The sequence below is a fragment of the Bacillus sp. FSL H8-0516 genome (assembly GCF_038635285.1).
In the GTDB taxonomy this organism is placed as follows: Bacteria; Bacillota; Bacilli; order Bacillales; family Bacillaceae; genus Bacillus; species Bacillus safensis.
Window position 1 is genome coordinate 575,281 of sequence record NZ_CP152051.1, and the last position, 25,633, is coordinate 600,913.

Below are 25,633 nucleotides of genomic sequence, written 5' to 3' on the forward strand. Positions count from 1 at the left end.
CGAACCCTTTCCTTCATATCACATTACATCCCTTTTGTTTCTTCACCTGCTTTTGGAACTTCCCACGCCGACTCACGGAATACTTTTTCCCATTTAGATACCACAATACATGCAACGGCATGCCCTGGAACATTCACGCCTGTTCGTGCCATATCCATAATTCGGTCAACACCGGCTATGATGGCAACGCCTTCTGCGGGAAGACCGACTGCATGAGCGGTAGCCAAAAGAACAACGAGTGAACCGGATGGCACAGCTGCAATACCTTTACTCGTTAACACAAGAACAAGCATCATTAAAAGCTGCTGTGACAGACTCATGTCGACACCAAACGCTTGTGCAAGAAATACGCAGGCAACCGATAAATATAAACTTGATCCGTCACAATTGAGAGAAAGACCAGATGGAATGACAAAAGAAACGATTCTTTTTGGACACCCGTATTTCTCCATTCGTTCCATCAATTGAGGAAGGACAGTTTCAGTACTCGTAGTAGAGAAGGCAACAAGGAACAAATCCCAAATCATTTTTAATACTTCGAAGTAGTTAAAACGGAAGATCAGTGCGACCAGAGGGAATAAAGCAAAGAGAATAATGAATAATCCTAAAAATACTGTTCCGACAAGCTTCATCATTGGGATTAATAAAACAATGCCATATTGGCCGACAGAAGCAGCCATTAATGCAAGAACCCCAATAGGTGCTGTCACCATCACCATCTGTGTGAGCTTAAACATAATTTGTGCCACTGATTCAAAGAAGGTGAGAACAGGAGCAGAAGCTTTACCGATGCCGCTTGCCGCTACACCAAATAAGATGGCGAAGAAAATGACAGCAAGTAAATCATTCTGAGCCATAACATCGACGATATTGGTTGGAATGATATCTAATACCATTTGTTTAAAGTCAACGACCTTCTCCGTATAACCATCTAATTCCCCAATATCTTTCTTAGCTAATTTAGAGAAATCGAGGCCAACGCCAGGCTTTAGCCCATTTGCCAATAATAGCCCGATCCCAAGAACAATGGTTGTGATGACCTCAAACCAAATGATCGTCTTTAATCCAAGGCTGCCCATTTTCTTCATGCCGCCGCTGCCGGCTGCACCAATAACAATGGTAGAGAACACGATTGGAACAACGATCATTTTAATCAGCCTGATGAATCCATCTCCAATTGGTCTGAGGCCCATTCCGAAGTCAGGGAAGAAATGGCCGATAAGAGCTCCTATCACCAAAGCGATCATGATTTGAAAAGCGATAAACTTTTTCATCATCTCCTACCTCCTTTAAATGCTTGGAAAAATATTAAGAATTTTCCAATAAATAAAAATTCTATGTGGCCATGTTTTGTCCTCCTTTGTATTTAGAAAGATTTTATTTAAGAATCATTGGAATTATGAAGAAAGAGAAGAAAATAGGGCTATTACATGTCTATTGATCTAAGAAAAAATCAATTTTAAAAAACATGAAACTTTTTTAGAAAAATGTATTGACCCTTTTATATGATTCATGGTATATTTTTATTCGTCGCTGATGACGTATTTGAAACACAGACGTTCACACACATGCGGCAAACAAATTTTAAAAAGATGTTGACTTAAGAAAAACGATATGTTAAGATAATTAAGTCGCCTGATTAAGCGCCCGTAGCTCAATTGGATAGAGCGTTTGACTACGGATCAAAAGGTTAGGGGTTCGACTCCTCTCGGGCGCGCCAATACAAACCACGCGGGTGTAGTTTAGTGGTAAAACCTCAGCCTTCCAAGCTGATGTCGTGAGTTCGATTCTCATCACCCGCTCCATTTTTGAACATGATCTTTGAAAACTAAACAAGACAAAACGTACCTGTTAATTCGAGTTTTTATAAAAAATCCTATGATACTTCATAGGTAGTCAGTCAAACGCTGATGAAAAACAAAACTTCGGTTTTGTACTTTTTCGGAGAGTTTGATCCTGGCTCAGGACGAACGCTGGCGGCGTGCCTAATACATGCAAGTCGAGCGGACAGAAGGGAGCTTGCTCCCGGATGTTAGCGGCGGACGGGTGAGTAACACGTGGGTAACCTGCCTGTAAGACTGGGATAACTCCGGGAAACCGGAGCTAATACCGGATAGTTCCTTGAACCGCATGGTTCAAGGATGAAAGACGGTTTCGGCTGTCACTTACAGATGGACCCGCGGCGCATTAGCTAGTTGGTGGGGTAATGGCTCACCAAGGCGACGATGCGTAGCCGACCTGAGAGGGTGATCGGCCACACTGGGACTGAGACACGGCCCAGACTCCTACGGGAGGCAGCAGTAGGGAATCTTCCGCAATGGACGAAAGTCTGACGGAGCAACGCCGCGTGAGTGATGAAGGTTTTCGGATCGTAAAGCTCTGTTGTTAGGGAAGAACAAGTGCGAGAGTAACTGCTCGCACCTTGACGGTACCTAACCAGAAAGCCACGGCTAACTACGTGCCAGCAGCCGCGGTAATACGTAGGTGGCAAGCGTTGTCCGGAATTATTGGGCGTAAAGGGCTCGCAGGCGGTTTCTTAAGTCTGATGTGAAAGCCCCCGGCTCAACCGGGGAGGGTCATTGGAAACTGGGAAACTTGAGTGCAGAAGAGGAGAGTGGAATTCCACGTGTAGCGGTGAAATGCGTAGAGATGTGGAGGAACACCAGTGGCGAAGGCGACTCTCTGGTCTGTAACTGACGCTGAGGAGCGAAAGCGTGGGGAGCGAACAGGATTAGATACCCTGGTAGTCCACGCCGTAAACGATGAGTGCTAAGTGTTAGGGGGTTTCCGCCCCTTAGTGCTGCAGCTAACGCATTAAGCACTCCGCCTGGGGAGTACGGTCGCAAGACTGAAACTCAAAGGAATTGACGGGGGCCCGCACAAGCGGTGGAGCATGTGGTTTAATTCGAAGCAACGCGAAGAACCTTACCAGGTCTTGACATCCTCTGACAACCCTAGAGATAGGGCTTTCCCTTCGGGGACAGAGTGACAGGTGGTGCATGGTTGTCGTCAGCTCGTGTCGTGAGATGTTGGGTTAAGTCCCGCAACGAGCGCAACCCTTGATCTTAGTTGCCAGCATTCAGTTGGGCACTCTAAGGTGACTGCCGGTGACAAACCGGAGGAAGGTGGGGATGACGTCAAATCATCATGCCCCTTATGACCTGGGCTACACACGTGCTACAATGGACAGAACAAAGGGCTGCAAGACCGCAAGGTTTAGCCAATCCCATAAATCTGTTCTCAGTTCGGATCGCAGTCTGCAACTCGACTGCGTGAAGCTGGAATCGCTAGTAATCGCGGATCAGCATGCCGCGGTGAATACGTTCCCGGGCCTTGTACACACCGCCCGTCACACCACGAGAGTTTGCAACACCCGAAGTCGGTGAGGTAACCTTTATGGAGCCAGCCGCCGAAGGTGGGGCAGATGATTGGGGTGAAGTCGTAACAAGGTAGCCGTATCGGAAGGTGCGGCTGGATCACCTCCTTTCTAAGGATATATGGAGCAGCGTACGTTTTCGTCTTGTTTAGTTTTGAAGGATCATTCCTTCAAAACATGTCTCTAGCGAGACAGGATTGTTCTTTGAAAACTAGATAACAATAAGTAATACATTCACATTGAATGCAATGCAAAGTTCATCACACATAGTGATTCTTTCTAAAGTAAGAAATGGTTAAGTTAGAAAGGGCGCACGGTGGATGCCTTGGCACTAGGAGCCGATGAAGGACGGGACGAACACCGATATGCTTCGGGGAGCTGTAAGCAAGCTTTGATCCGGAGATTTCCGAATGGGGAAACCCACTGCTCGTAATGGAGTAGTATCCATACTTGAATACATAGAGTATGAGAAGGCATACCCGGGGAACTGAAACATCTAAGTACCCGGAGGAAGAGAAAGCAAATGCGATTCCCTGAGTAGCGGCGAGCGAAACGGGAACAGCCCAAACCAAGAGGCTTGCCTCTTGGGGTTGTAGGACACTCTATACGGAGTTACAAAGGAATGATATAAGCGAAGAGGTCTGGAAAGGCCCGCCAAAGAAGGTAACAGCCCTGTAACTGAAATGTCATTCTCTCCAGAGTGGATCCTGAGTACGGCGGAACACGTGAAATTCCGTCGGAATCCGGGAGGACCATCTCCCAAGGCTAAATACTCCCTAGTGACCGATAGTGAACCAGTACCGTGAGGGAAAGGTGAAAAGCACCCCGGAAGGGGAGTGAAATAGATCCTGAAACCGTGTGCCTACAAGTAGTCAGAGCCCGTTAACGGGTGATGGCGTGCCTTTTGTAGAATGAACCGGCGAGTTACGATCCCGTGCAAGGTTAAGCAGAAGATGCGGAGCCGCAGCGAAAGCGAGTCTGAATAGGGCGCATGAGTACGTGGTCGTAGACCCGAAACCAGGTGATCTACCCATGTCCAGGGTGAAGTTCAGGTAACACTGAATGGAGGCCCGAACCCACGCACGTTGAAAAGTGCGGGGATGAGGTGTGGGTAGGGGTGAAATGCCAATCGAACCTGGAGATAGCTGGTTCTCTCCGAAATAGCTTTAGGGCTAGCCTCAAGGTAAGAGTCTCGGAGGTAGAGCACTGATTGGACTAGGGGCCCCTACCGGGTTACCGAATTCAGTCAAACTCCGAATGCCGATGACTTATCCTTGGGAGTCAGACTGCGAGTGATAAGATCCGTAGTCGAAAGGGAAACAGCCCAGACCGCCAGCTAAGGTCCCAAAGTATACGTTAAGTGGAAAAGGATGTGGAGTTGCTTAGACAACCAGGATGTTGGCTTAGAAGCAGCCACCATTTAAAGAGTGCGTAATAGCTCACTGGTCGAGTGACTCTGCGCCGAAAATGTACCGGGGCTAAACGTATCACCGAAGCTGCGGACTGTTCTTACGAACAGTGGTAGGAGAGCGTTCTAAGGGCTGTGAAGCCAGACCGGAAGGACTGGTGGAGCGCTTAGAAGTGAGAATGCCGGTATGAGTAGCGAAAGACGGGTGAGAATCCCGTCCACCGAATGCCTAAGGTTTCCTGAGGAAGGCTCGTCCGCTCAGGGTTAGTCGGGACCTAAGCCGAGGCCGAAAGGCGTAGGCGATGGACAACAGGTTGATATTCCTGTACCACCTCCTCACCATTTGAGCAATGGGGGGACGCAGGAGGATAGGGTAAGCGCGGTATTGGATATCCGCGTCCAAGCAGTTAGGCTGGGAAATAGGCAAATCCGTTTCCCGTGAAGGCTGAGCTGTGATGGCGAGCGAAATTTAGTAGCGAAGTTCCTGATTCCACACTGCCAAGAAAAGCCTCTAGCGAGGTGAGAGGTGCCCGTACCGCAAACCGACACAGGTAGGCGAGGAGAGAATCCTAAGGTGATCGAGAGAACTCTCGTTAAGGAACTCGGCAAAATGACCCCGTAACTTCGGGAGAAGGGGTGCTTCTTAGGGTGTTAAAGCCCCGAGAAGCCGCAGTGAATAGGCCCAGGCGACTGTTTAGCAAAAACACAGGTCTCTGCGAAGCCGTAAGGCGAAGTATAGGGGCTGACGCCTGCCCGGTGCTGGAAGGTTAAGAGGAGCGCTTAGCGTAAGCGAAGGTGCGAATTGAAGCCCCAGTAAACGGCGGCCGTAACTATAACGGTCCTAAGGTAGCGAAATTCCTTGTCGGGTAAGTTCCGACCCGCACGAAAGGCGCAACGATCTGGGCACTGTCTCAACGAGAGACTCGGTGAAATTATAGTACCTGTGAAGATGCAGGTTACCCGCGACAGGACGGAAAGACCCCGTGGAGCTTTACTGCAGCCTGATATTGAATGTTGGTACAGCTTGTACAGGATAGGTAGGAGCCTTGGAAACCGGAGCGCTAGCTTCGGTGGAGGCATCGGTGGGATACTACCCTGGCTGTATTGACCTTCTAACCCGCTGCCCTTATCGGGCAGGGAGACAGTGTCAGGTGGGCAGTTTGACTGGGGCGGTCGCCTCCTAAAATGTAACGGAGGCGCCCAAAGGTTCCCTCAGAATGGTTGGAAATCATTCGCAGAGTGTAAAGGCACAAGGGAGCTTGACTGCGAGACCTACAAGTCGAGCAGGGACGAAAGTCGGGCTTAGTGATCCGGTGGTTCCGCATGGAAGGGCCATCGCTCAACGGATAAAAGCTACCCCGGGGATAACAGGCTTATCTCCCCCAAGAGTCCACATCGACGGGGAGGTTTGGCACCTCGATGTCGGCTCATCGCATCCTGGGGCTGTAGTCGGTCCCAAGGGTTGGGCTGTTCGCCCATTAAAGCGGTACGCGAGCTGGGTTCAGAACGTCGTGAGACAGTTCGGTCCCTATCCGTCGCGGGCGCAGGAAATTTGAGAGGAGCTGTCCTTAGTACGAGAGGACCGGGATGGACGCACCGCTGGTGTACCAGTTGTTCTGCCAAGGGCATCGCTGGGTAGCTATGTGCGGACGGGATAAGTGCTGAAAGCATCTAAGCATGAAGCCCCCCTCAAGATGAGATTTCCCATTCCGCAAGGAAGTAAGATCCCTGAAAGATGATCAGGTTGATAGGTCTGAGGTGGAAGCGTGGTGACACGTGGAGCTGACAGATACTAATAGATCGAGGACTTAACCTATATTCTATTGTGAAGCATGAACATTGTTATCTAGTTTTGAGAGAACATTCTCTCCATCAGGTTTGGTGGCGATAGCGAAGAGGTCACACCCGTTCCCATACCGAACACGGAAGTTAAGCTCTTCAGCGCCGATGGTAGTTGGGGGTTTCCCCCTGTGAGAGTAGGACGCCGCCAAGCTTGTTATCTTTATATCATCGCGGGGTGGAGCAGTTCGGTAGCTCGTCGGGCTCATAACCCGAAGGTCGCAGGTTCAAATCCTGCCCCCGCAACCAAAATGGTCCGGTAGTTCAGTTGGTTAGAATGCCTGCCTGTCACGCAGGAGGTCGCGGGTTCGAGTCCCGTCCGGACCGCCATTTTTATGACTTGTAAACGAAAACGTATAGTTTCGTTTTTTTTTATGTCTTTTTCTTTCTACAAGTACTCACGATGCAATGAAATGATTTGTATTTGGCTACACTATATGAAAGAATAGATAGATTACTTCAACCCAGCCTGGTTTTTACACACCAGGCTTTCTTTATATCATTTTTGTTGGAACTGAGACTTATATTCGCTACACTAATACTAACTGTGTTTGACCTCATGTCTACTTAACCAATTGATTGCAAGAAGGGGCTGTCTTTTTATGGATGAATTTGATCTTATTCGCCGAATCACACCAAAAGATACATATCAGCGCTCTTTGATCATGGGCATCGGTGATGATGCAAGTGTTTATCAACCTCATTCACATTGTGAAGAGGTCGTTTGTGTTGATACAATGGTGGAGCATGTTCATTTTCGTTTTGACTTTTCAACACCATTTGAAGTTGGCTTTAAAGCACTGGCAGTCAATGTCAGTGACATCGCTGCAATGGGAGGGACCCCAAAATATTATCTTGTTTCAATTGCGATCCCGCCTCATGGTGATGAGACAATTGTTACGGAGCTTTATGAGGGAATGAAAGCGTTGGCTGACTCCTATCATATGGATTTGATTGGTGGAGATACAGTGGCCACCCGCAGTGACTTTGTCATTACCGTGACGGTCATTGGTGAGGTTTCAAAGGGAACAGCTTGTTATCGTCACAGTGCTCAGACTGGAGACGTTGTCTTTGTCACAGGTGAACTCGGTTCATCAGCTGCTGGGTTATCAATCTTAATGAACGAAGCAGCCCCTTCTAAGGCGGTCGATGCTGATTTTTTTCTTAAGCGTCATAAAATGCCTCAGCCTCATATTGCTGCTGGACACATTTGTTCAAGTTTCCCGCGTGTTACCTTGAATGATGTGAGTGATGGATTAGCGAGTGAGTTAAATGAGATAGCCGAAGCGAGCTGTGTGATGATCGAGATAGAAGCTGATAAGCTTCCAATTCATCCGGATTTACAGGTGCTGTGCAAAGACTGGCTTGAATGGGTGTTGTTTGGGGGAGAAGATTTTGTTTTAACTGGTACGATACCAGAATGTGATTGGGAAAGCTTTGAATTGCAATGTCAAAAAGAAGGCATTCAGATCACACGTATTGGACAAGTCAAAGATAATCAAGCAGCCAGTGTTATGTTAAAAGACAATGATCAACAAACAATGTTAATGAAAAAAGGATATAATCATTTTAAGAAATGAGGTGACATCAACGGTGAAATTAACATGGACGACAAAAGGTGCGGATGAGACGAAACGAATTGCCGCTGCATTGGCCAAACTTGTGATGCCAGGCGATGTATTGACATTAGAAGGAGATTTAGGTGCAGGTAAAACCACTTTTTCAAAAGGTTTTGCGGAAGGCTTAGGAATTACCCGTATCGTCAACAGCCCCACCTTTACAATTATTAAAGAATATACCGATGGCAGACTGCCACTATATCATATGGACGTGTACCGCATGGAAGATGCAGAAGAAGAGATCGGACTCGAAGAATATTTTGAGGGTGAAGGTGTATGCTTGGTTGAATGGGCACATCTTATTGAACCTCAATTGCCTTCTTCCTATTTAAAAATTGAAATGCTGAGAACAGAACGTGAAGAAGAACGGCATCTCACGTTTGATGCAAAAGGGGAGCGTTATGAGACCCTTTGTAAGGAGATGAAAAAATTTGACCATACTGGCCATTGATACATCAAACCATACACTAGGAATTGCTCTTGTAAGAGATTTCACTGTAATTGGCGAGAGCATCACATACTTAAAAAAGAACCATTCCGTCCGAGCGATGCCCACTGTTGAAACATTGATGAAAGAATGTGGTGTATCACCAAGCGAACTAAGCAAAATCGTTGTGGCAAAAGGACCTGGTTCTTACACTGGCGTCAGAATCGGGGTCACCATAGCAAAAACACTTTCTTGGACGCTGTCTATCCCGATATCGGCTGTTTCGAGTTTAGAAACACTTGCGGCAAATGGTCAATATTTTGATGGGTATATTTCACCTCTATTTGATGCGAGAAGAGGACAAGTTTATACCGGACTATATACGTTTGAAAAAGGGTTGATCAAAGAGGTCGAATCAGATCAAAATATCCTGCTCACGGATTGGCTTCATGAACTGAAGCAGACAGGAAAGCCTGTTCTATTTCTTGGACAAGATGTGCACCTTCATGAAGAGAGCATTCGCTCCATTTTAGGAGAAACGGCTGTACTGGCAGAGGGAACATTTCATAACCCAAGACCTTCAGTGCTTGCATTTTTAGGCGCAGATCGTCCTGCTGAAGATGTCCATCAGCTTGTTCCTAACTATATTCGTTTGGCAGAAGCGGAAGTGAAATGGCTTGAAGGACAAAAATAATCTTCACATAGCAGAAATACGACAAATGACAGTAGCGGACATTCCAGAGGTGTATACGATTGAAGTGCATTCGTTTACAGCGCCTTGGAAAAAGGAATCGTTTGTCTATGAGATTCTTCATAACCAATACAGCCATTATTTCCTCATTGAAGAAGATAAGCAGCCTGTTGGATATTGCGGGGTCTGGATTGTCATGGACGATGCACAAATTACGAACATTGCGATTCTCCCTGAGCATAGAGGAAAAGGCTACGGGGAAGCATTGCTTCGATATGTCATGGAATTTTGCAAAGAAAAAAAGACAGATCATCTTTCTTTAGAGGTGCGGGTTTCGAATACACCAGCACAATCCCTCTATGAAAAGCTCGGTTTCAGACCAGCTTCTATTCGAAAGAATTATTATACGGATAATGGAGAAGATGCATTAGTCATGTGGGTGAATATAAATGAGTGAACAAACAGATCGATTCATATTAGGTATAGAAACAAGCTGCGATGAAACAGCTGCGTCCATTGTCAAAAATGGACAGGAAATCATAGCGAATGTGGTGGCCTCGCAAATAGACAGTCATAAACGATTTGGCGGAGTTGTACCCGAAATTGCTTCAAGGCATCACGTGGAGCAAGTCACCATCGTATTAGAAGAAGTGATGGCACAGGCGGGTATGAGCTTTAAGGATTTAGATGCGATTGCTGTCACAGAAGGACCTGGCCTCGTCGGTGCCCTGCTGATTGGTGTCAATGCAGCAAAGGCACTGAGCTTTGCCCATCAAATTCCTCTTGTTGGAGTTCATCATATTGCAGGGCATATTTATGCAAACCAGCTTGTTGATGAATTGGAGTTCCCATGTTTAGCTCTTGTTGTCTCCGGCGGACATACTGAGCTTGTTTTAATGAAGGAGCACGGATCTTTTGAGGTCATCGGAGAAACTTTAGATGATGCAGCTGGAGAAGCATACGATAAAGTGGCCCGGACGATGGGTCTCCCGTACCCAGGCGGACCTCATATTGATCGGTTAGCGCATGAAGGAGAGCCGACAATTAAGCTTCCTCGTGCATGGCTTGAAGAAGGATCCTATCACTTTAGCTTCAGTGGTTTAAAATCAGCTGTGATCAACACCTTACACAATGCGTCACAAAAGGGAGAAACGATTGCCCCAGAGAATCTGGCCGCAAGTTTTCAAGCAAGCGTCATTGAGGTGCTTGTTGGGAAAACATTGAAAGCAGCTGAAGCCTATGGCGTGAAGCAGGTCGTTCTAGCTGGAGGAGTCGCTGCCAATAAAGGACTAAGAAAAGCTTTAACCTCAGCATTTACGAAGCTGCCAGACGTGAAGGTCATTATTCCGCCATTATCTCTTTGCACAGACAATGCAGCCATGATCGCTGCCGCTGGAACCATTGCGTTTGAAAAAGGAATCAGAGGCGATATGGCGATGAATGGGCAGCCAGGGCTGCCGCTAGTCTCATATGAATGAAAACTCCTGTGGATTACAGGGGTTTTTATTTTCTATGAAAGCGATTTATTCACATGTAAACGTTATATATCCACAATTGTTAGAAAATTTTGTTTTAATATGAAGAGGGTGTGTATAAACATGATCTTTTTTGTGGATATGTGATTAAAATTCTGTGGATAAAGTGGATAAGTCTAAAGTATTTAAGAATAATCAAGAAGTTATTGTGGGTATCATTGTGGATAATAAATTTTCTTTGAAAGAAAAAAGAGTACCTTTTAGGGCACTCTTTAAGCTTCTGACAGCTCTTCCCACTCTGCAAAAAGTGATTCCAGCTCTTGATTGAGCGTATCATTTTCTGTTTGAATGGCTTGGACCTTCTCGTGATCTTGAAAAATATCAGGATCACATAGCAGCTGTTCATTTTCACCGAGCTTGTCTTCGACGACAGCAATGCGTTCTTCAATTTCTTCGATTCTGCGCTGCTTTTGTCTTTCTTTCTTTTTCAGTTCCTTTTCTTCCGCATAAGAAAGCTTTGCCTTTTCTGCTGGCTGTGCAGCCTGTTTTTTAAGCGGCTCATTTTCTTGAAGTGCTTCCAGCTCTAATTGTTCATTTTTCTTTTCAAGATAGTAGTCATAATCACCGAGATATTCTCTTGTTTCTGTAGGCGAAAGCTCAAATACTTTCGTGGCGAGACGATTGATAAAATAACGATCATGCGAGACAAATAAGATGGTTCCTGGATAATCAATTAGTGCATTCTCTAAAATTTCCTTACTATCTAAATCCAGATGGTTTGTCGGCTCATCGAGAATAAGAAAATTGGCTTTTTGGAGCATCAGCTTTGCCAGTGCAAGGCGTGCTTTTTCTCCACCGCTTAATGCATGGACAGGCTTTAAAACATCATCACCGGAAAAAAGGAAGTTTCCTAAACATGTCCGAATTTCTTTTTCATTCATATGAGGATAGTCATCCCAAAGCTCATTGAGCACTTTTTTCGAGGATGTCAGTTTGGCTTGCTCTTGGTCATAGTAGCCGATCGTGACATGAGATCCAAAAGTGATGTCGCCTTTTACTGGTGTTAATGTGTTCGTTAACGTTTTTAAAAGGGTTGATTTCCCGATCCCGTTAGGACCAATGAGTGCCACACTATCCTCGCGTTTAATCTGAAAAGAAAGAGAGGATAGGAGCGGTGTTTTTTCATCATAACTAATATCGAGATCATGCACCTTCAGCACATCATTGCCACTTTGTCTCGTAATATCAAAATGAAAGTTTGCGGATTTTTCGTCACCTAAAGGCTTATCTAAACGATCCATCCGTTCGAGCTGCTTGCGTCTGCTTTGAGCGCGCTTTGTGGTCGAGGCTCTTGCCAGGTTGCGATCCACGAAATCTTGAAGCTTTGAGATCTCTTCTTGCTGCTTTTCGTAGAGTTTCATATCACGCTCTAGCTGCTCTGCTTTCAGCTCAAGATACTTACTATAGTTCCCTGCAAACTTTTTCATCGAAGTTCTTGAGACTTCATAGACGTGGTTTACGACTTTGTCTAAGAAATAGCGGTCATGGGACACGATAAGAATAGCGCCTGTATAATTTTGCAAATACTGCTCCAGCCATGATAAGGTATCAATATCTAAATGGTTGGTCGGCTCATCCAGAATTAAGAGTTCTGGTTTCATTAACAAGAGCTTTCCAAGCGCTAGACGTGTTTTCTGGCCGCCGCTTAAGGATTGGACGGTTGTCTCATCTTCAAAATGACTAAAGCCGAGTCCATGAAGAATGGAGCGGACATCTGCTTCATATTGATAGCCGCCTTGGTCTTTAAATTCCTGTTGAAGCCTGTCATAGGTTTTCATAAGGGCATCCAGCTCAGAACCTGTGGAGGAAGCCATTTTCTCCTCAATGGTTCTCATCTCTTGTTCCATCTCTTTTAAATGATCAAAAACCGATAATAATTCGTCTTTTAACGTACGTGTAGACGTCACATCGGTATGCTGTGCTAAATAGCCGATCGATAGGTCTTTTGGTTTGATGATCTCACCTTGCTCGTAAGACATTTGACCGGCAATGATTTTCAAAAGCGTGGATTTGCCTGCACCGTTACGCCCTACAATGGCAATTCGATCCCTTGCCTTGACTTCCAATTTTATATTCGTTAAAACGGTATCAGCGCCAAACGATTTGGACAGCTGATTCACTTGTAGAATCATCATGTAACTTCACCTCTGCTATAATATGTTAAGTGTAGCTTATCAGCAGTAAACCGGCAAATGTTACATACAATCGCCATATTCAAATGAAAGACAGATAGGAAAAAATAGTGTATCATTTGAGTGAGGGAGCGTTGAAAGATGAGTCAATTTAGCCACTTTAACGAACAGGGAAGAGCAAAGATGGTCGACATTAGTGACAAATCGTCTACAGTGAGAACCGCCGTTGCTGCTTCAAGTGTTCGTATGATAAAAGAAGTGTTTCATAAAATAGAGCAACGTGAAATTGGAAAAGGGGATGTGCTGTCTGTTGCACAGGTTGCTGGCATCATGGCAGCAAAGCAAACATCTACTATCATTCCAATGTGTCATCCGCTTGCACTAAAAGGCGTGGATATCTCCTTTAATTGGGAGGAAGACGGAAATGCGCACATCCTGAACATACAAGTACAGGTAAAAACAAAAGGAAGTACGGGTGTGGAGATGGAAGCGCTCACTTCTGCTTCAGTATGTGCACTGACCGTTTACGATATGTGCAAAGCGATTGATAAAGGCATGATCATCGGTCCTACCTATCTAATTGAAAAGACAGGCGGGAAAAATGGTGATTTTCACAGAGCATCTGATATTTAAGTTGGAGGACCTTATATGAATATAGATCAGTCAAAAATTCCACAAGCGACAGCCAAACGTTTGCCGCTATATTACCGTTTTTTAAAAAATCTGCATGCATCAGGAAAACAAAGGGTGTCATCAGCTGAGCTTAGTGATGCAGTCAAAGTGGATTCTGCCACCATTCGCCGAGATTTTTCGTACTTTGGTGCACTTGGGAAGAAAGGGTATGGCTATAATGTCGATTATCTCTTGACCTTCTTCAGAAAGACCCTTGACCAAGATGAAATGACCAATGTCATGCTCATCGGTGTCGGGAATTTAGGGACTGCTTTTTTACACTATAATTTCATCAAAAATAATAATACAAAAATTTCAATGGCTTTTGACGTCAATGAGAGTAAAATAGGAAGTGAGATAGGCGGCGTGCCTGTCTATGATTTGGATAAGCTTGAAGAGCATGTTCAAGAGGTAGGAGATATCCCTGTTGCGATTTTGACAGTACCTGCCGTAGCAGCTCAATCCATTACAGATCGTTTGATTGCCCTTGGCATCAAAGGAATCCTTAACTTTACGCCGGCTCGATTGAATGTGCCGGAACACATTCGAATTCATCATATAGATTTGGCGGTTGAACTTCAGTCTCTTGTGTATTTCTTAAAGCATTACTCTGTTACGCAGGAGGACTGACGAAAAGGGGTAAAGGGGGTGGAGCAAATGGGTCCGATCGGTCCTGGGAGTTTGATTCTGATTGCGATTGTAGCGCTCATTATTTTTGGGCCGAAAAAGCTTCCTGAATTAGGAAGAGCAGCAGGAGATACATTACGTGAATTCAAAAATGCCACAAAAGGCTTAGCTGATGATCAGGAAGAAAAAAAGAAAAAAGAAGATCAGTAGAATAGGATGAGCTTCATGAATGTCAAAGATATGCCGCTTATGGAGCATATTGTGGAACTGCGAAAACGTTTAGTGATCATTGCGATGTTTTTTGTCGCCTTTATGGTGGCTGGTTTTTTTCTCGCTAAGCCGGTCATTGTGTATTTACAAAATACCGATGAAGCGGCAACACTCACGCTGAACGCATTTAAGCTTACAGATCCACTGTACGTGTTTATGCAGTTCGCATTTGTCATTGCTTTGGTTTTGACGTGTCCCGTTATTTTATATCAGCTGTGGGCGTTTGTGAGTCCTGGCTTATATGAGAAAGAAAGAAAGGTGACACTTGCTTACATTCCGATTGCACTGCTTTTATTTTTGAGCGGTGTGGCTTTCTCTTATTTTATTTTGTTTCCGTTTGTCGTCGACTTTATGATGCGAATGTCGAATGATTTAAATGTAGAGCAAGTCATTGGGATTCATGAGTATTTTACATTTCTGATGCAGTTAACACTTCCATTTGGCTTTTTGTTTCAGATGCCCGTCGTGTTGATGTTTCTCACAAGACTTGGCATCATCACACCGATGTTTTTATCAAAAATACGAAAGTATGCCTATTTTGTCCTCCTTGTCATTGCCGCACTCATTACACCGCCAGAGCTTGTTTCTCACCTCATGGTCACCTTGCCAATGCTCGTTTTATACGAAGTGAGCATTATCATTTCAAGAGTGACCTACCGCAAAATGCAGCAAACAGAGGAGAAAGAAAGTCACTATGTCTCATAAAAAAGCATCATGATCCAATGAGGGATCACGATGCTTTTTCTATTGCGTAAGAAATTGATTGATCGCATGAAAGAGGTGCTCATAATAGGCGGGCTCATGCTGGACAAAATCATGAACACCCACTTCGATGCTTTCCTCACGTCGTTCTTCGTTTGCATCAACTTGAAAGCCCTTGATTCGAATTCTTTCACATGTTCCTGTTAACAGCTGCTGTGCATCAAGCAGCTTGGCTCTGTACAGACCAGCGACTTCTTCTTTCTGTAGATAAACTTCCATGTGCTCTTCTTGATTCATATAAAGGTACACATGGCAGAACTCACGGTCGATGAACGAAGGCATATGGATTTCATCCTGTATGAGACCTGCAAAGGTGAGGTCCTCAAAAGGGATAGAAAGACCAAGTTCTTCCTCTACCTCTCTCAAGCCATCAGAAGGCTGTTCATCTGCGAGAAGATGGCCCGCTGCGGTGATATCAAACATAGAAGGAAAATCCTTTTTTGCGGGACTTCTTAGCTGAAAATAGAGATATACGGTGCCATGCTCTTTTTTAAGAAGCCAAAAATGAAATGTTTCATGCCAAAGACCTTGGGAGTGGACATCTGAACGAGCGGCAGTTCCAATCGTTTCATGTTGATCATTGAAGATGCGAAGTTTTTCATGTTCCATGAAGACACGTCCTCCATAAAAAAACCATTTTCCAAACGCGGAAAATGGTTTTTGATTTATTTTTGCTGCTGTTTTTTGAGTTTGACAGAGAAGGCAAACATTTTAAGCGCGATATTGATATTATAGGCCGCAAACACCATCAGCAAAATGCTGTAAAATGACCACATGTCACCTGGGTTTTGAATGGCCATATAGGTGAAAGCGACACCTACGGCAAAATAAATGATGCCCCATACGACTGGGTTTCTCATGAGAAAAAGCCTCCAATAATCATTTGCATGGTTTGAGATTGTTCTTCAATCATTTTTTTCACTGGCTCAATCTGCACAAGAACAACAAGTGAATTCATCAGCATATGAGCGCCGATTGGAACAATGATTCGTTTTGTTTTCGCATATAAAAAGGCAAAGGTAAAGCCCATTGCGGTATAGAGCAAGATATGGGGAAAATCATAGTGTACAGCAGCGAAAACCACTGAACTGGCAAGTGCTCCAAAGAAGAAATTTGTTTTTTCATAAATCACACCAAAGATGATTTTACGGAAAATGATTTCCTCTAAGATTGGACCAATCAGGGCGATGACGATCACAAGCCAAGGAACGGCATCCATAATGGATAAAATGGTTTGCGTATTTTCTGACTCACGGCCAATGCCGAATGCATATTGTTCAATCGCCCCCGCAATCGATTGTGCAAAGAGAGAAAGAAAGAAACCGCCAATGATCCATGCGATAGCAGAACCGATTGAAACTGGCGCTTCATTTCGCAGTGAAGCTTTTGGGACGGTTCGAAGGATGAGCAGAATAATGATCAATCCGATACAAAAACTGATGATTGTCCACGTTCCTGATAATTTTGAAAGCTCTGTTTGAGTCATCGGTGATTGAATGAATCCCAGCCATTTCATAATGAGCACATAAGGAAACGCAGAAACCTGCACCAATATATACGTTAAGATGATGTACCAATATTGTTTTTTCAAGTAACGAAAACCCCTTTACTAAAAGAACTAGATTTATTGTAACACAAGTCTCCTTTTTCGATGAAAAGGAAAGAATCTGAGACCAAAAAAGATCGTGAAAGCGTAAAAATTTTTAAAGGTTTTCACTTGAAATTGCAGAAGACATTCTTTATTATAATAAATGTGTTAGCACTCGCTGGTGATGAGTGCTAAAAAAGACTACATATAAAAATTGAGGAGGTTGTTTCTTATGTTAAAGCCATTAGGCGATCGCGTAATCATTGAACTCGTTGAATCTGAGGAAAAAACCGCTAGCGGTATTGTTTTACCGGATTCTGCAAAAGAAAAACCGCAAGAAGGTAAAATTGTTGCAGCAGGTTCAGGGCGTGTACTTGAAAGTGGTGAGCGCGTTGCGTTAGAAGTAAGCACAGGCGACCGCATTATCTTCTCAAAATATGCAGGCACTGAAGTGAAATATGAAGGCAAAGAATATTTAATCCTTCGTGAGAGCGACATTTTAGCTGTTATTGGTTAATCACATAAAAAACATTGAGATAAATTTTTAAAAAGACTGAGGAGGTTTCGTTATTATGGCAAAAGATATTAAGTTCAGTGAAGAAGCACGTCGCGCGATGTTACGCGGTGTAGATGCACTTGCAGATGCTGTAAAAGTAACTTTAGGACCTAAAGGACGTAACGTGGTTCTTGAGAAAAAATTCGGTTCTCCACTTATCACAAATGATGGTGTAACGATCGCAAAAGAAATTGAATTAGAAGATGCATTTGAAAACATGGGTGCAAAACTTGTGGCTGAAGTTGCAAGCAAAACAAACGACGTAGCTGGTGACGGTACTACGACTGCAACAGTTCTAGCTCAAGCGATGATCCGTGAAGGTCTGAAAAACGTAACAGCTGGTGCAAACCCTGTTGGCGTTCGTAAAGGGATCGAAGAAGCAGTGAAAGTAGCACTTGAAGGCTTGCACGAGATTTCTAAACCAATCGAAGGCAAAGAATCAATTGCTCAAGTTGCGGCTATTTCTGCAGCAGACGAAGAAGTCGGCAGCCTAATCGCAGAAGCAATGGAACGCGTAGGTAACGACGGAGTTATCACAATTGAAGAATCTAAAGGATTCACAACTGAGCTAGAAGTGGTTGAAGGTATGCAATTTGACCGCGGATATGCTTCACCATACATGGTGACCGATTCTGATAAGATGGAAGCGGTTCTTGAAAATCCTTACATCTTAATCACTGATAAAAAAATCACAAACATTCAAGAAATCCTTCCTGTACTTGAGCAAGTTGTACAACAAGGAAAACCATTATTGCTTATTGCTGAAGATGTAGAAGGCGAAGCACTTGCAACTCTTGTTGTGAACAAACTTCGTGGTACATTCAACGCAGTAGCAGTAAAAGCTCCTGGATTCGGTGATCGTCGTAAAGCAATGCTTGAAGACATCTCTGTTCTAACTGGCGGAGAATTGATCACAGAAGACCTAGGACTTGACCTGAAATCAACTGAAATCGGTCAGCTTGGCCGTGCGTCTAAAGTCGTTGTGACAAAAGAAAACACAACAATCGTAGAGGGCTCAGGAGATTCTGCTCAAATCGCAGCACGTGTGAACCAAATCCGTGCTCAAGTAGAAGAAACAACTTCTGAATTCGATAAAGAAAAATTACAAGAACGTCTTGCAAAACTAGCTGGCGGCGTCGCTGTCATCAAAGTTGGTGCTGCAACTGAAACAGAACTAAAAGAGCGTAAACTACGCATCGAGGATGCACTGAACTCAACTCGTGCAGCAGTTGAAGAAGGTATCGTATCCGGTGGTGGTACAGCACTTGTGAATGTATACAACAAAGTCGCTTCAATCGAAGCAGATGGTGACGTTCAAACAGGTGTAAACATCGTTCTACGTTCTCTTGAAGAGCCAATTCGTCAAATCGCTCACAACGCTGGTCTTGAAGGATCCGTTATCGTTGAGCGCTTGAAAAACGAAGAAATTGGCGTAGGCTTCAACGCAGCAACAAACGAATGGGTAAACATGATCGAAAAAGGAATCGTTGACCCAACAAAAGTAACTCGCTCTGCACTTCAAAACGCAGCTTCTGTAGCAGCAATGCTTCTAACAACTGAAGCAGTCGTAGCTGACAAACCAGAAGAAGGCGGCTCAGGCGGCGGAATGCCAGATATGGGCGGAATGGGTGGAATGGGCGGAATGATGTAACACCCTCGAAAACCCCTTGAAATATAGGGGTTTTTGTTATGTCTTCATGATTTTGGTCACATGCAATAAAAAGTATCAGGGATGATGAATTGAAACCCTTACTGTTTCTCAATCGTTAAAATATGATCAAGTGATTTCATGGGTCTTTACCGATATGGTATTTTAAAAAGAAAGCGGTGATCATATGGGCTTCACTACGTGGGTGGCGATTATTGTTGCACTGGCTGTCGTGTTTGGATTGTTTGGATCGAAGAAGCGTGATAAATAAGGAAAGAGTTGAAAACCCACTTCCAATTAAGGAGTGGGTTTTTGTTGCAAATACAACTTTTATCAGTTATATTAGCTATAATTAATTGTTGTAAATACAATAAAAGGAGTTGGAATACATGAAAGAAATATTGCGGGAGATCGGTGTGATAGCTCGCGCGCTTGATTCCATAAGTAATATTGAATTTAAAGAGTACGATTTAACGAAGGGGCAGTATTTGTATCTTGTGCGTATTTGTGAGGAGCCTGGTATCATTCAGGAAAAGCTGGCGGAAATGATTAAAGTGGATCGAACTACGGCGGCTCGGGCTATCAAAAAATTAGAACTGAATGGGTTTATTGAGAAAAAAGATGATCGTGTGAATAAAAAAATCAAAAAGCTGTTTCCCACTGAAAAAGGGGAAGCAGTCTACCCAATGATTAAACGAGAACATGATTATTCGAATCAAGTGGCGCTGGATGGGTTTTCTAAGGAAGAAGCGGAACAGATTTATGAGTATCTTCTCAGGGTGCGAAAGAATATAGAAAAGGACTGGGAAGGTGTGAAAAAAGGGATAAAGAGAGACTATTAATTAATAAGGAGGGACGACTTTATGACCGTCACTTTCATTCGGTGCAATGAACAACATGTAAAGGAGCTTCAGAAAATTGGAACCGATACATTTAAAGAAACCTTTCTGGATCAAAACAAAGTAGAACATATCGAAGCGTACGTGAAGACAGCTTTTCACCTAAACCAGCTGTTAAAGGAATTACAGCACCCTTCTTCACAGTTTTATTTTGTTCAAGTGAATGGGGAAGTAGCTGGTTATTTGAAGATCAATATGGATGATGCCCAATCAGAAGAGATGGGGAGTGACGCGTTAGAGATTGAAAGAATTTATATTAAGCAGTCCTTTCAAAAGCAAGGATTAGGCAGATATTTAATCGATCAAGCCATTGAAATTGCGAAAAATCATCATAAACTGGATGTTTGGCTTGGGGTGTGGGAGCACAATAGAGCGGCCATCGCTTTCTATCAAAAGCTTGGGTTTGTTCGAACAGGGGTGCACGCCTTTCTCATGGGGGACGAAGAGCAAATGGATTTCATTATGACCAAAACATTGAGCTGATCAAAAAGGAGGAAGGGTACATGCATATCCCATCATTTTTTCGAGTGAAAGATATGGAGAAAATCAAATCATTTATTCAATCTCATTCATTTGCTACAGTTGTGACAACAATGAATGAAAAGCCCATTGCGACACATATTCCAGTGAGTTTTCATCAAGTTGGAGACTCGTATGTGATCTCAGGGCATATGGCGATTGGGAATCCTCAGTGGAAAACGTTTGAAGAGAGCGAGAAGACGCTCGTCATTTTTCAAGGGCCACATGCCTACATATCTTCTTCATGGTATGAAAAAGAAGCAGTACCAACATGGAATTACCAGGCTGTTCATGTTTATGGAAAGGCGGAACTGCTTGAAAAATCGGAACTGGTTAAGGAATTAACCACAATGCTGGAGACATACGAAAGTCACAGAGAACAGCCGGTGCTATGGGATACGTTGTCTGAGGAACTGTTAGAGAAGCAAATGAAAGGCATTGTAGGCTTTAAGATCATCATTGATGAAGTTCAGGCTGCTTTCAAATTAAGCCAAAATCGCCACGAAAGGGATTATATCCGCATCATTGAACAGCTGGAAGCAGAGGGTGAAGTGGAAATGGCTGAGGCGATGAAAGAAAGATTATAGGAAGTATGAGAAAAAGCACTCTTATGATCAAGAGTGTTTTTTGTTTGAGAGATATGAGATATCTTGGCTTATAAAGTCACATTTTCTTTAAAATTACATAAAAAAATCCACTATTTCCATAAAAGATCAGATCAATTCCTTATAATAAAGGTATCTGAGAATGGGGAGTGAGTCGAGATGGACCAAAACTTGCTGCAAATGAATCAAGTAAGATCAGAGGACGAATTAACGGTTGTGAATATTTCTTCTACAGAGATTGGTGCGCTATCAAAAGAAACAGCGGAGCGGATTTTACAAGCGAAGGATACGGATTATATTCATCAGCTGATGTATGTTCCGATTGAAAAGAAAGAAGATTTGAATTGGTTGATTCAAAGTGTCGGAGAGGCGTTAGACGATGAGGATGAAGATGACGCTGCACTTGAATTCGCTGATTTGCTCTATTTCTTTGTCATTCCGTTATATGAGGAGTATATAATGAGAGATCATCATTTGTATGAGTATTTAGAGGATTTGCTGGTACGTTTAGCATCAAGGGCTCACTCAGATATTCACGCACTGGTCGATGTTATGAGAGACGATTTAACCGAGATGAACATTAAAAAAAGCTTGTAGATTGCTTCTCTACAAGCTTTTTTAGTTATAAAAAAATTCATCAAACAGTTATTGGGCTCTTTCCCAAGTAATTTTTGTTTCATTTGTTTTTTTCGTTCCCTTTGCCAGCATCTTGCCGTTTTCTTGTTTCACGGTGATGTTTAGGTCATAAAAGGAATAGAGGGCACCGAGGCTGTCATTTTCCGGTTTATGCAGATTGTTTTCTTTTTCAGTTGATGCTCCAATGGCCAGCGTTTTTGCAAAGTTTAAACCGATGACTTCAGCATAATCACTATTGGTATCAGAAGAAGCTGTTACGTTTAAAGAAATGATTTTTTTCTTTTGATCCACGGTGATGTCAGTGTCTTTGATGAGTTTAGACTGCTCCATCACTTCTTTCGTTTCCTTTTGAATGCGTTCATTAATCGTTGGAAGTGCTTTAGATTCTGGTTTTTGTTCTTTTGTCGTATTTGAGCAAGCTGCTAGAATGGAGAGACTTGCAACTAGACTCATGAAAACAAGTAGACTTTTTTTCACGTTCGTTCTCCTTTTTTCGTCGAATGTTGTATGTTTATGTTACCACGAATCTTTGTTTTGATTAAAAGAGAAGTGTTGATAAGCTGTGAACAATAAAAAGCACCCAATGGAGGGTGCTTTTTTCTTATTGTGCTGAAAGGCTTGTACTTAATGGGATAGAAGAAATGACGGTGAATTTAGGAGCTGCGGCACCGGATTCTAAATTTTTACGTAAAAGTGACGATTTGATTGACCCGTCCCAATTTTTATAGACACTTCCTGATGTATTTGCACGAAGCTGTACATTCGAAAAGCTTGCTTGTGAATAGCTGTTTGTTCCATTATCCTGTACGCCATGTACCATTTTGACAACATCAAGGTTTTTCAGACGGCTAGGGTTGTAAACAGGCTGCTTATAGCGCAATTTCCCATTGACATATAGTGACACCGTGCCATCACCATTGTTGATGAGCTTTAAGTTGATACGTGCGCCATCTTTAATACTTGTATCGTATTCGCTGTTCCAGTATTTACTGCCGCCTTGTGAGCCGCTGCCCAGAAAAACTTTATAGCCAGAAGACGTTTTTGAAATACCGCTCTCTACAACAGCAGAGCCGAGACCGAGATACCAGTCCGCATAGCCGTTTTTAATGGTGGCTGTTTTCGGCAGGACAATATCAGCAGAGATACCTGACCATTTGGCTTCATCTGTTTGCGTCACAATAGCGCCGTGACGAGGACTAGCCGCTGAGGCAGGAAGACTTGAAAACATCAAAACGAAGGCCAAACTTACAATCAAAACGGTGAAACACTTTTTCATGAAAATTCCCCCTTAAATTTGATTCACTTTTATTATATAAAATGAAAGAGGGGGGCTGCTTACAATGTTCTGACTGTTTATGGTAGTATTTATGAACTTTATCGGTCATAAAGTGGTCAACTTGTATTTGAATTGTAATGTGTCTGTAAAATAACTGGGTTCATCTTCATGTATAATGAGTGCAGAAACCAAAAACGGAGGATTTCTTAATGAATAAAAAGCTTATCACGACAATCGTAACAGTAGCTAGTTTATTTTTAGCATTCAGTTTCTCACATGGAGCAAGTGCAAAAAAAGTAAGCGGCAATATTACTTGGTATAATGGTGTCGGCAAAAAAGGCGCAGATGGAAAAAAACTCGGTCATTGGGATGCAGCAACTAAAATGGGCTTTGACGTACCGAAAAAAGGTACAAAACTAAGAGTGACAACAAAAGCGAAACCACATAAAGTGATTACAGTATATAAATATGATGTAGGCAGAATGCCAAATGCTGTATTAGACGTAAGTCCAAAAGCATTCAAAGCACTTGGGTATAAAACAAGTAAAGGTGTCGTAAAAGGGCATTACACTTATTAATACATAGGCATGCAAAGAAGCGGGAAAAGTTCATTTTCTGGCTTCTTTTCTTGTAGAGAGGGTCTGAAAGGCAATGAAAAAATCAACATGGTGGATCATCACAGTCATTGGCGTCGCAGTGATTGCGGCAGTTATTTTCTTCATGATGAAGCCGGAGCAAGAGGCGAAACATACAGGAAAAGTCAAAACAAACCAAGATGCAAAAGACGAATTGCTCGTTTCATTTACAGATCAAAAGTTAAACAATACTTATTATTTGCACGATCGGGCGCTTCATACGGAGAAACTGACAGCATATCCTTCAATTGCTTATGATTCTACGAAACAGGTTTTATATTACACGTATACGGATGAAGACACGCAAAAGGTGAGTATTCGGGAATTAAATGTGAAATCTGACGAAGAAAAAACACTGTTTACGAGTGATGATTCTATCGACAGTATGAGGCTGTCTGGTGACGGAAAGAAGTTATTTCTAAGGTATAACAAGGATTCTGGAGAGCAATTTTATGTCGCATCTTTTGATTTGAAAACACACAAAATGAAAGAGCTGTATCCGGAAAAAAGCAAGGATGATACGGTGAGTTCTTTTGCATATGATCCGACTTCAAATGATTTGGCGATCCAGCATTATTCTTTAAAAGAAGATTATCAAAAAACCGATGAAGCGAATGAAAAGGGCAGAGATCCTGAACCAACAACCATGAAGATCACCCTTCAAACAGGTGAGAAGGGGAAACGCATTGCACGTATCTCACAAACGATCAATGATATTTCATTTTCTCCAGATCATAAGAAATTGATTTATACAGAAGTAAAGGTTCGTAAAGAAAAAGAAATATCCTCGATTAAGTTGCTTGATGTAGAAACAGGAAAAACGACGACACTCGTTAAAAACAGCCAGGATGTTCATATTTTAAGTGCTGCACAGCCGCAATTTTCTACGGACGGGTCGTCTGTTTATTTCTTAGGTGTTGCAAAAGACGCAGAAGAATTAAAGGATGACACCGGACGAAAGGCGAAAGTAAGAACGATTTTTGAATACAATATGAAGAAGAAAACAGTGGAAGCCGCTTGGGAGAAGGATGGCGGAATCGTTAATAATTTCACTGTCAATCGATAAAGGAAACGTTCAGTTATTTATATAACTGGACGTTTTTTTATTTTGTCACTTGATATGCTGGAGAAATGGTGGATTTATAGAAGGAAAATCAGTTTTTATGCAGGGATACGAGTGCTATTTTCGTATTTTGCTTATGTGACAGAGGAAAAGAAAAAGAGTAATATGAGTGAACATAAAAAAACGAGAGGACTGATGACATCTCGTTTTCTCTGTTTTATTTGTTTTCATCTAATAAGTTTTGAAAGATAAACAGGGCATTAATGGAGTGAGGGAAGCCAGCAACCTTTGTACAGTGTTTAATAATCTCCATAATCTCTATAACAGAAAGTCCGATATGTAATGCTTGTTCAAAATGAGTCTTTAAGTCTTCATCACAATTGCCTTTTGTGATGAGGGAAGATAATGTGCTGATTGCCTTTTGTTTTTCATCTAATATGAAGTGATTGAATTCTTTTTGTTCACTGAGTTCAATGGTTAGTTGTTCAATGTTTGACCGAATGCTCTCGTTTTCATAAATTGAAAGCTTCTCTCTGTTACCTGCCGCTGTTTCTTGTTCCTGGCAAGTCTCTTTTTCTTCATTCAAATTGAACTCCTCCGTTTTTTATCGCAATTTTCCATTTGTTCGTTCATTATGGCTTATGTGCCTTTTGATAGATGTAATGGGTATATAGTAGTATTATCGGTTGCTGCGTCAACTTTTTAAGTATGGAACGCTCTTCAAAGGAATGATTCATGCGATTTATTTTTCCATTTTGAAATGGATCATAAAAGGGCTAATGACTGGATGTCCGTTAGCCCCTTTGTAATCAGCAGTTTCATAAGTTCTACGCATTTGGCGGAAGAGTGG

Annotated in this window: 25 protein-coding genes, 4 tRNA genes and 3 rRNA genes; 24 read left to right on the forward strand and 8 right to left on the reverse strand. The window is 42.9% G+C overall.

Annotated features, from left to right (window positions below):
• Positions 1 to 23: 23 nt before the first annotated feature.
• A complete protein-coding gene (gltP, locus tag MHB67_RS02845) occupies positions 24 to 1,274 on the reverse strand; it encodes a glutamate-aspartate/proton symporter GltP (RefSeq protein ID WP_133744981.1) in 1,251 nt (416 codons plus the stop codon).
• Positions 1,275 to 1,643: 369 nt separating this feature from the next.
• Here gltP and MHB67_RS02850 point away from each other — a divergent pair.
• From MHB67_RS02850 to tsaD, 12 genes are all read left to right on the forward strand, one after another.
• Positions 1,644 to 1,720, forward strand: a tRNA-Arg gene (locus MHB67_RS02850).
• A gap of 11 nt (positions 1,721 to 1,731) precedes the next feature.
• A tRNA-Gly gene (locus MHB67_RS02855) sits at positions 1,732 to 1,805 on the forward strand.
• A 133-nt stretch (positions 1,806 to 1,938) separates the two neighbouring features.
• Positions 1,939 to 3,487: ribosomal RNA gene (locus MHB67_RS02860) — 16S ribosomal RNA — on the forward strand.
• A 182-nt stretch (positions 3,488 to 3,669) separates the two neighbouring features.
• A 23S ribosomal RNA gene (locus tag MHB67_RS02865) occupies positions 3,670 to 6,600 on the forward strand.
• 61 nt (positions 6,601 to 6,661) lie between these two features.
• Positions 6,662 to 6,777 (forward strand): 5S ribosomal RNA (rrf, locus tag MHB67_RS02870).
• The 16S, 23S and 5S rRNA genes sit together here with 4 tRNA genes alongside, the layout of an rRNA operon.
• Before the next feature lie 18 nt (positions 6,778 to 6,795).
• Positions 6,796 to 6,872: transfer RNA gene (locus tag MHB67_RS02875), tRNA-Met, on the forward strand.
• A 4-nt stretch (positions 6,873 to 6,876) separates the two neighbouring features.
• Positions 6,877 to 6,953, forward strand: a tRNA-Asp gene (locus MHB67_RS02880).
• A gap of 272 nt (positions 6,954 to 7,225) precedes the next feature.
• Positions 7,226 to 8,203, forward strand: coding sequence for a thiamine-phosphate kinase (thiL, locus tag MHB67_RS02885; protein WP_133744795.1), 978 nt, complete (start codon positions 7,226 to 7,228; stop codon positions 8,201 to 8,203).
• 13 nt (positions 8,204 to 8,216) lie between these two features.
• On the forward strand, positions 8,217 to 8,693 hold the full coding sequence (gene tsaE, locus MHB67_RS02890; protein WP_034622161.1) for a tRNA (adenosine(37)-N6)-threonylcarbamoyltransferase complex ATPase subunit type 1 TsaE: 477 nt from the start codon (positions 8,217 to 8,219) through the stop codon (positions 8,691 to 8,693).
• Positions 8,674 to 9,363 carry a tRNA (adenosine(37)-N6)-threonylcarbamoyltransferase complex dimerization subunit type 1 TsaB gene (tsaB, locus tag MHB67_RS02895; protein WP_151040341.1) on the forward strand — a complete coding sequence of 230 codons (690 nt, stop codon included), beginning with the start codon at positions 8,674 to 8,676 and terminating at the stop codon, positions 9,361 to 9,363. Before tsaE ends, tsaB begins: the two co-directional genes overlap by 20 nt.
• A 25-nt stretch (positions 9,364 to 9,388) precedes the next feature.
• A complete protein-coding gene (rimI, locus tag MHB67_RS02900; RefSeq protein ID WP_024424460.1) occupies positions 9,389 to 9,817 on the forward strand; it encodes a ribosomal protein S18-alanine N-acetyltransferase in 429 nt (142 codons plus the stop codon).
• Complete coding sequence (gene tsaD, locus MHB67_RS02905) at positions 9,810 to 10,838, forward strand: tRNA (adenosine(37)-N6)-threonylcarbamoyltransferase complex transferase subunit TsaD (protein ID WP_151040339.1); 1,029 nt, start codon at positions 9,810 to 9,812, stop codon at positions 10,836 to 10,838. Before rimI ends, tsaD begins: the two co-directional genes overlap by 8 nt.
• A gap of 269 nt (positions 10,839 to 11,107) precedes the next feature.
• Here the strand turns inward: tsaD and MHB67_RS02910 are convergent, their stop codons facing one another.
• Positions 11,108 to 13,030 (reverse strand): ABC-F family ATP-binding cassette domain-containing protein, encoded by a 1,923-nt coding sequence (locus tag MHB67_RS02910; RefSeq protein WP_151040337.1) that lies wholly within the window; start codon positions 13,028 to 13,030, stop codon positions 11,108 to 11,110.
• Positions 13,031 to 13,168: 138 nt separating this feature from the next.
• Here MHB67_RS02910 and moaC point away from each other — a divergent pair, with 138 nt between their 5' ends.
• The 4 genes from moaC to tatC are packed head-to-tail and all read left to right on the forward strand — an operon-like array spanning position 13,169 to position 15,301.
• A complete protein-coding gene (moaC, locus tag MHB67_RS02915) occupies positions 13,169 to 13,660 on the forward strand; it encodes a cyclic pyranopterin monophosphate synthase MoaC (protein ID WP_122631705.1) in 492 nt (163 codons plus the stop codon).
• Between the two features lie 15 nt (positions 13,661 to 13,675).
• The gene (locus MHB67_RS02920; protein ID WP_008355687.1) at positions 13,676 to 14,329 is read left to right on the forward strand and encodes a redox-sensing transcriptional repressor Rex; all 654 of its coding nucleotides are present in this window, start codon (positions 13,676 to 13,678) and stop codon (positions 14,327 to 14,329) included.
• A gap of 27 nt (positions 14,330 to 14,356) precedes the next feature.
• Positions 14,357 to 14,536 (forward strand): twin-arginine translocase TatA/TatE family subunit, encoded by a 180-nt coding sequence (locus tag MHB67_RS02925; protein WP_008355689.1) that lies wholly within the window; start codon positions 14,357 to 14,359, stop codon positions 14,534 to 14,536.
• A gap of 6 nt (positions 14,537 to 14,542) precedes the next feature.
• Positions 14,543 to 15,301 (forward strand): twin-arginine translocase subunit TatC, encoded by a 759-nt coding sequence (gene tatC, locus MHB67_RS02930; protein ID WP_073204051.1) that lies wholly within the window; start codon positions 14,543 to 14,545, stop codon positions 15,299 to 15,301.
• A 39-nt stretch (positions 15,302 to 15,340) separates the two neighbouring features.
• Here tatC and MHB67_RS02935 read toward each other — a convergent pair whose 3' ends face one another.
• From MHB67_RS02935 to MHB67_RS02945, 3 genes are read right to left on the reverse strand one after another with little or no spacing between them, the layout of a single operon-like run.
• Positions 15,341 to 15,967 carry an NUDIX domain-containing protein gene (locus MHB67_RS02935; RefSeq protein WP_133744798.1) on the reverse strand — a complete coding sequence of 209 codons (627 nt, stop codon included), beginning with the start codon at positions 15,965 to 15,967 and terminating at the stop codon, positions 15,341 to 15,343.
• Positions 15,968 to 16,023: 56 nt separating this feature from the next.
• A complete protein-coding gene (locus MHB67_RS02940) occupies positions 16,024 to 16,218 on the reverse strand; it encodes a YdiK family protein (RefSeq protein WP_003213897.1) in 195 nt (64 codons plus the stop codon).
• Positions 16,215 to 16,949: a CPBP family intramembrane glutamic endopeptidase gene (locus MHB67_RS02945; protein ID WP_283859907.1), complete on the reverse strand. Its 735-nt coding sequence runs from the start codon at positions 16,947 to 16,949 to the stop codon at positions 16,215 to 16,217. Before MHB67_RS02945 ends, MHB67_RS02940 begins: the two co-directional genes overlap by 4 nt.
• 229 nt (positions 16,950 to 17,178) lie before the next feature.
• Between MHB67_RS02945 and groES the strand changes: the two genes are divergently transcribed.
• The 6 genes from groES (at position 17,179) to MHB67_RS02975 (ending at position 21,770) form a co-directional block, all read left to right on the forward strand.
• Positions 17,179 to 17,463: a co-chaperone GroES gene (groES, locus tag MHB67_RS02950; RefSeq protein ID WP_024426730.1), complete on the forward strand. Its 285-nt coding sequence runs from the start codon at positions 17,179 to 17,181 to the stop codon at positions 17,461 to 17,463.
• A gap of 55 nt (positions 17,464 to 17,518) precedes the next feature.
• The gene (groL, locus tag MHB67_RS02955; RefSeq protein WP_024424467.1) at positions 17,519 to 19,153 is read left to right on the forward strand and encodes a chaperonin GroEL; all 1,635 of its coding nucleotides are present in this window, start codon (positions 17,519 to 17,521) and stop codon (positions 19,151 to 19,153) included.
• Between the two features lie 386 nt (positions 19,154 to 19,539).
• A complete protein-coding gene (locus MHB67_RS02960; RefSeq protein ID WP_073204057.1) occupies positions 19,540 to 19,992 on the forward strand; it encodes a MarR family transcriptional regulator in 453 nt (150 codons plus the stop codon).
• A 21-nt stretch (positions 19,993 to 20,013) separates the two neighbouring features.
• Complete coding sequence (locus MHB67_RS02965; protein WP_073204059.1) at positions 20,014 to 20,532, forward strand: GNAT family N-acetyltransferase; 519 nt, start codon at positions 20,014 to 20,016, stop codon at positions 20,530 to 20,532.
• Between the two features lie 20 nt (positions 20,533 to 20,552).
• Entirely contained in the window at positions 20,553 to 21,155 is a 603-nt protein-coding gene (locus MHB67_RS02970; protein ID WP_103132249.1) for an FMN-binding negative transcriptional regulator, read from the forward strand.
• A gap of 177 nt (positions 21,156 to 21,332) precedes the next feature.
• Positions 21,333 to 21,770 (forward strand): hypothetical protein, encoded by a 438-nt coding sequence (locus MHB67_RS02975; RefSeq protein ID WP_103132250.1) that lies wholly within the window; start codon positions 21,333 to 21,335, stop codon positions 21,768 to 21,770.
• 48 nt (positions 21,771 to 21,818) lie between these two features.
• Here MHB67_RS02975 and MHB67_RS02980 read toward each other — a convergent pair whose 3' ends face one another.
• Entirely contained in the window at positions 21,819 to 22,286 is a 468-nt protein-coding gene (locus tag MHB67_RS02980) for a hypothetical protein (protein WP_103132251.1), read from the reverse strand.
• Positions 22,287 to 22,410: 124 nt separating this feature from the next.
• On the reverse strand, positions 22,411 to 23,085 hold the full coding sequence (locus tag MHB67_RS02985) for a hypothetical protein (RefSeq protein WP_103132252.1): 675 nt from the start codon (positions 23,083 to 23,085) through the stop codon (positions 22,411 to 22,413).
• 209 nt (positions 23,086 to 23,294) lie between these two features.
• Here MHB67_RS02985 and MHB67_RS02990 point away from each other — a divergent pair, with 209 nt between their 5' ends.
• Both MHB67_RS02990 and MHB67_RS02995 read left to right on the forward strand, forming a co-directional pair.
• A complete protein-coding gene (locus MHB67_RS02990; RefSeq protein ID WP_024424478.1) occupies positions 23,295 to 23,663 on the forward strand; it encodes an RlpA-like double-psi beta-barrel domain-containing protein in 369 nt (122 codons plus the stop codon).
• Positions 23,664 to 23,736: 73 nt separating this feature from the next.
• Complete coding sequence (locus tag MHB67_RS02995) at positions 23,737 to 24,786, forward strand: hypothetical protein (RefSeq protein WP_263905533.1); 1,050 nt, start codon at positions 23,737 to 23,739, stop codon at positions 24,784 to 24,786.
• Positions 24,787 to 25,000: 214 nt separating this feature from the next.
• On the opposite strand, the gene MHB67_RS03000 is transcribed toward MHB67_RS02995, so the two are convergent.
• A complete protein-coding gene (locus tag MHB67_RS03000; RefSeq protein ID WP_206534047.1) occupies positions 25,001 to 25,369 on the reverse strand; it encodes a carboxymuconolactone decarboxylase family protein in 369 nt (122 codons plus the stop codon).
• Between the last annotated feature and the right edge of the window lie 264 nt (positions 25,370 to 25,633).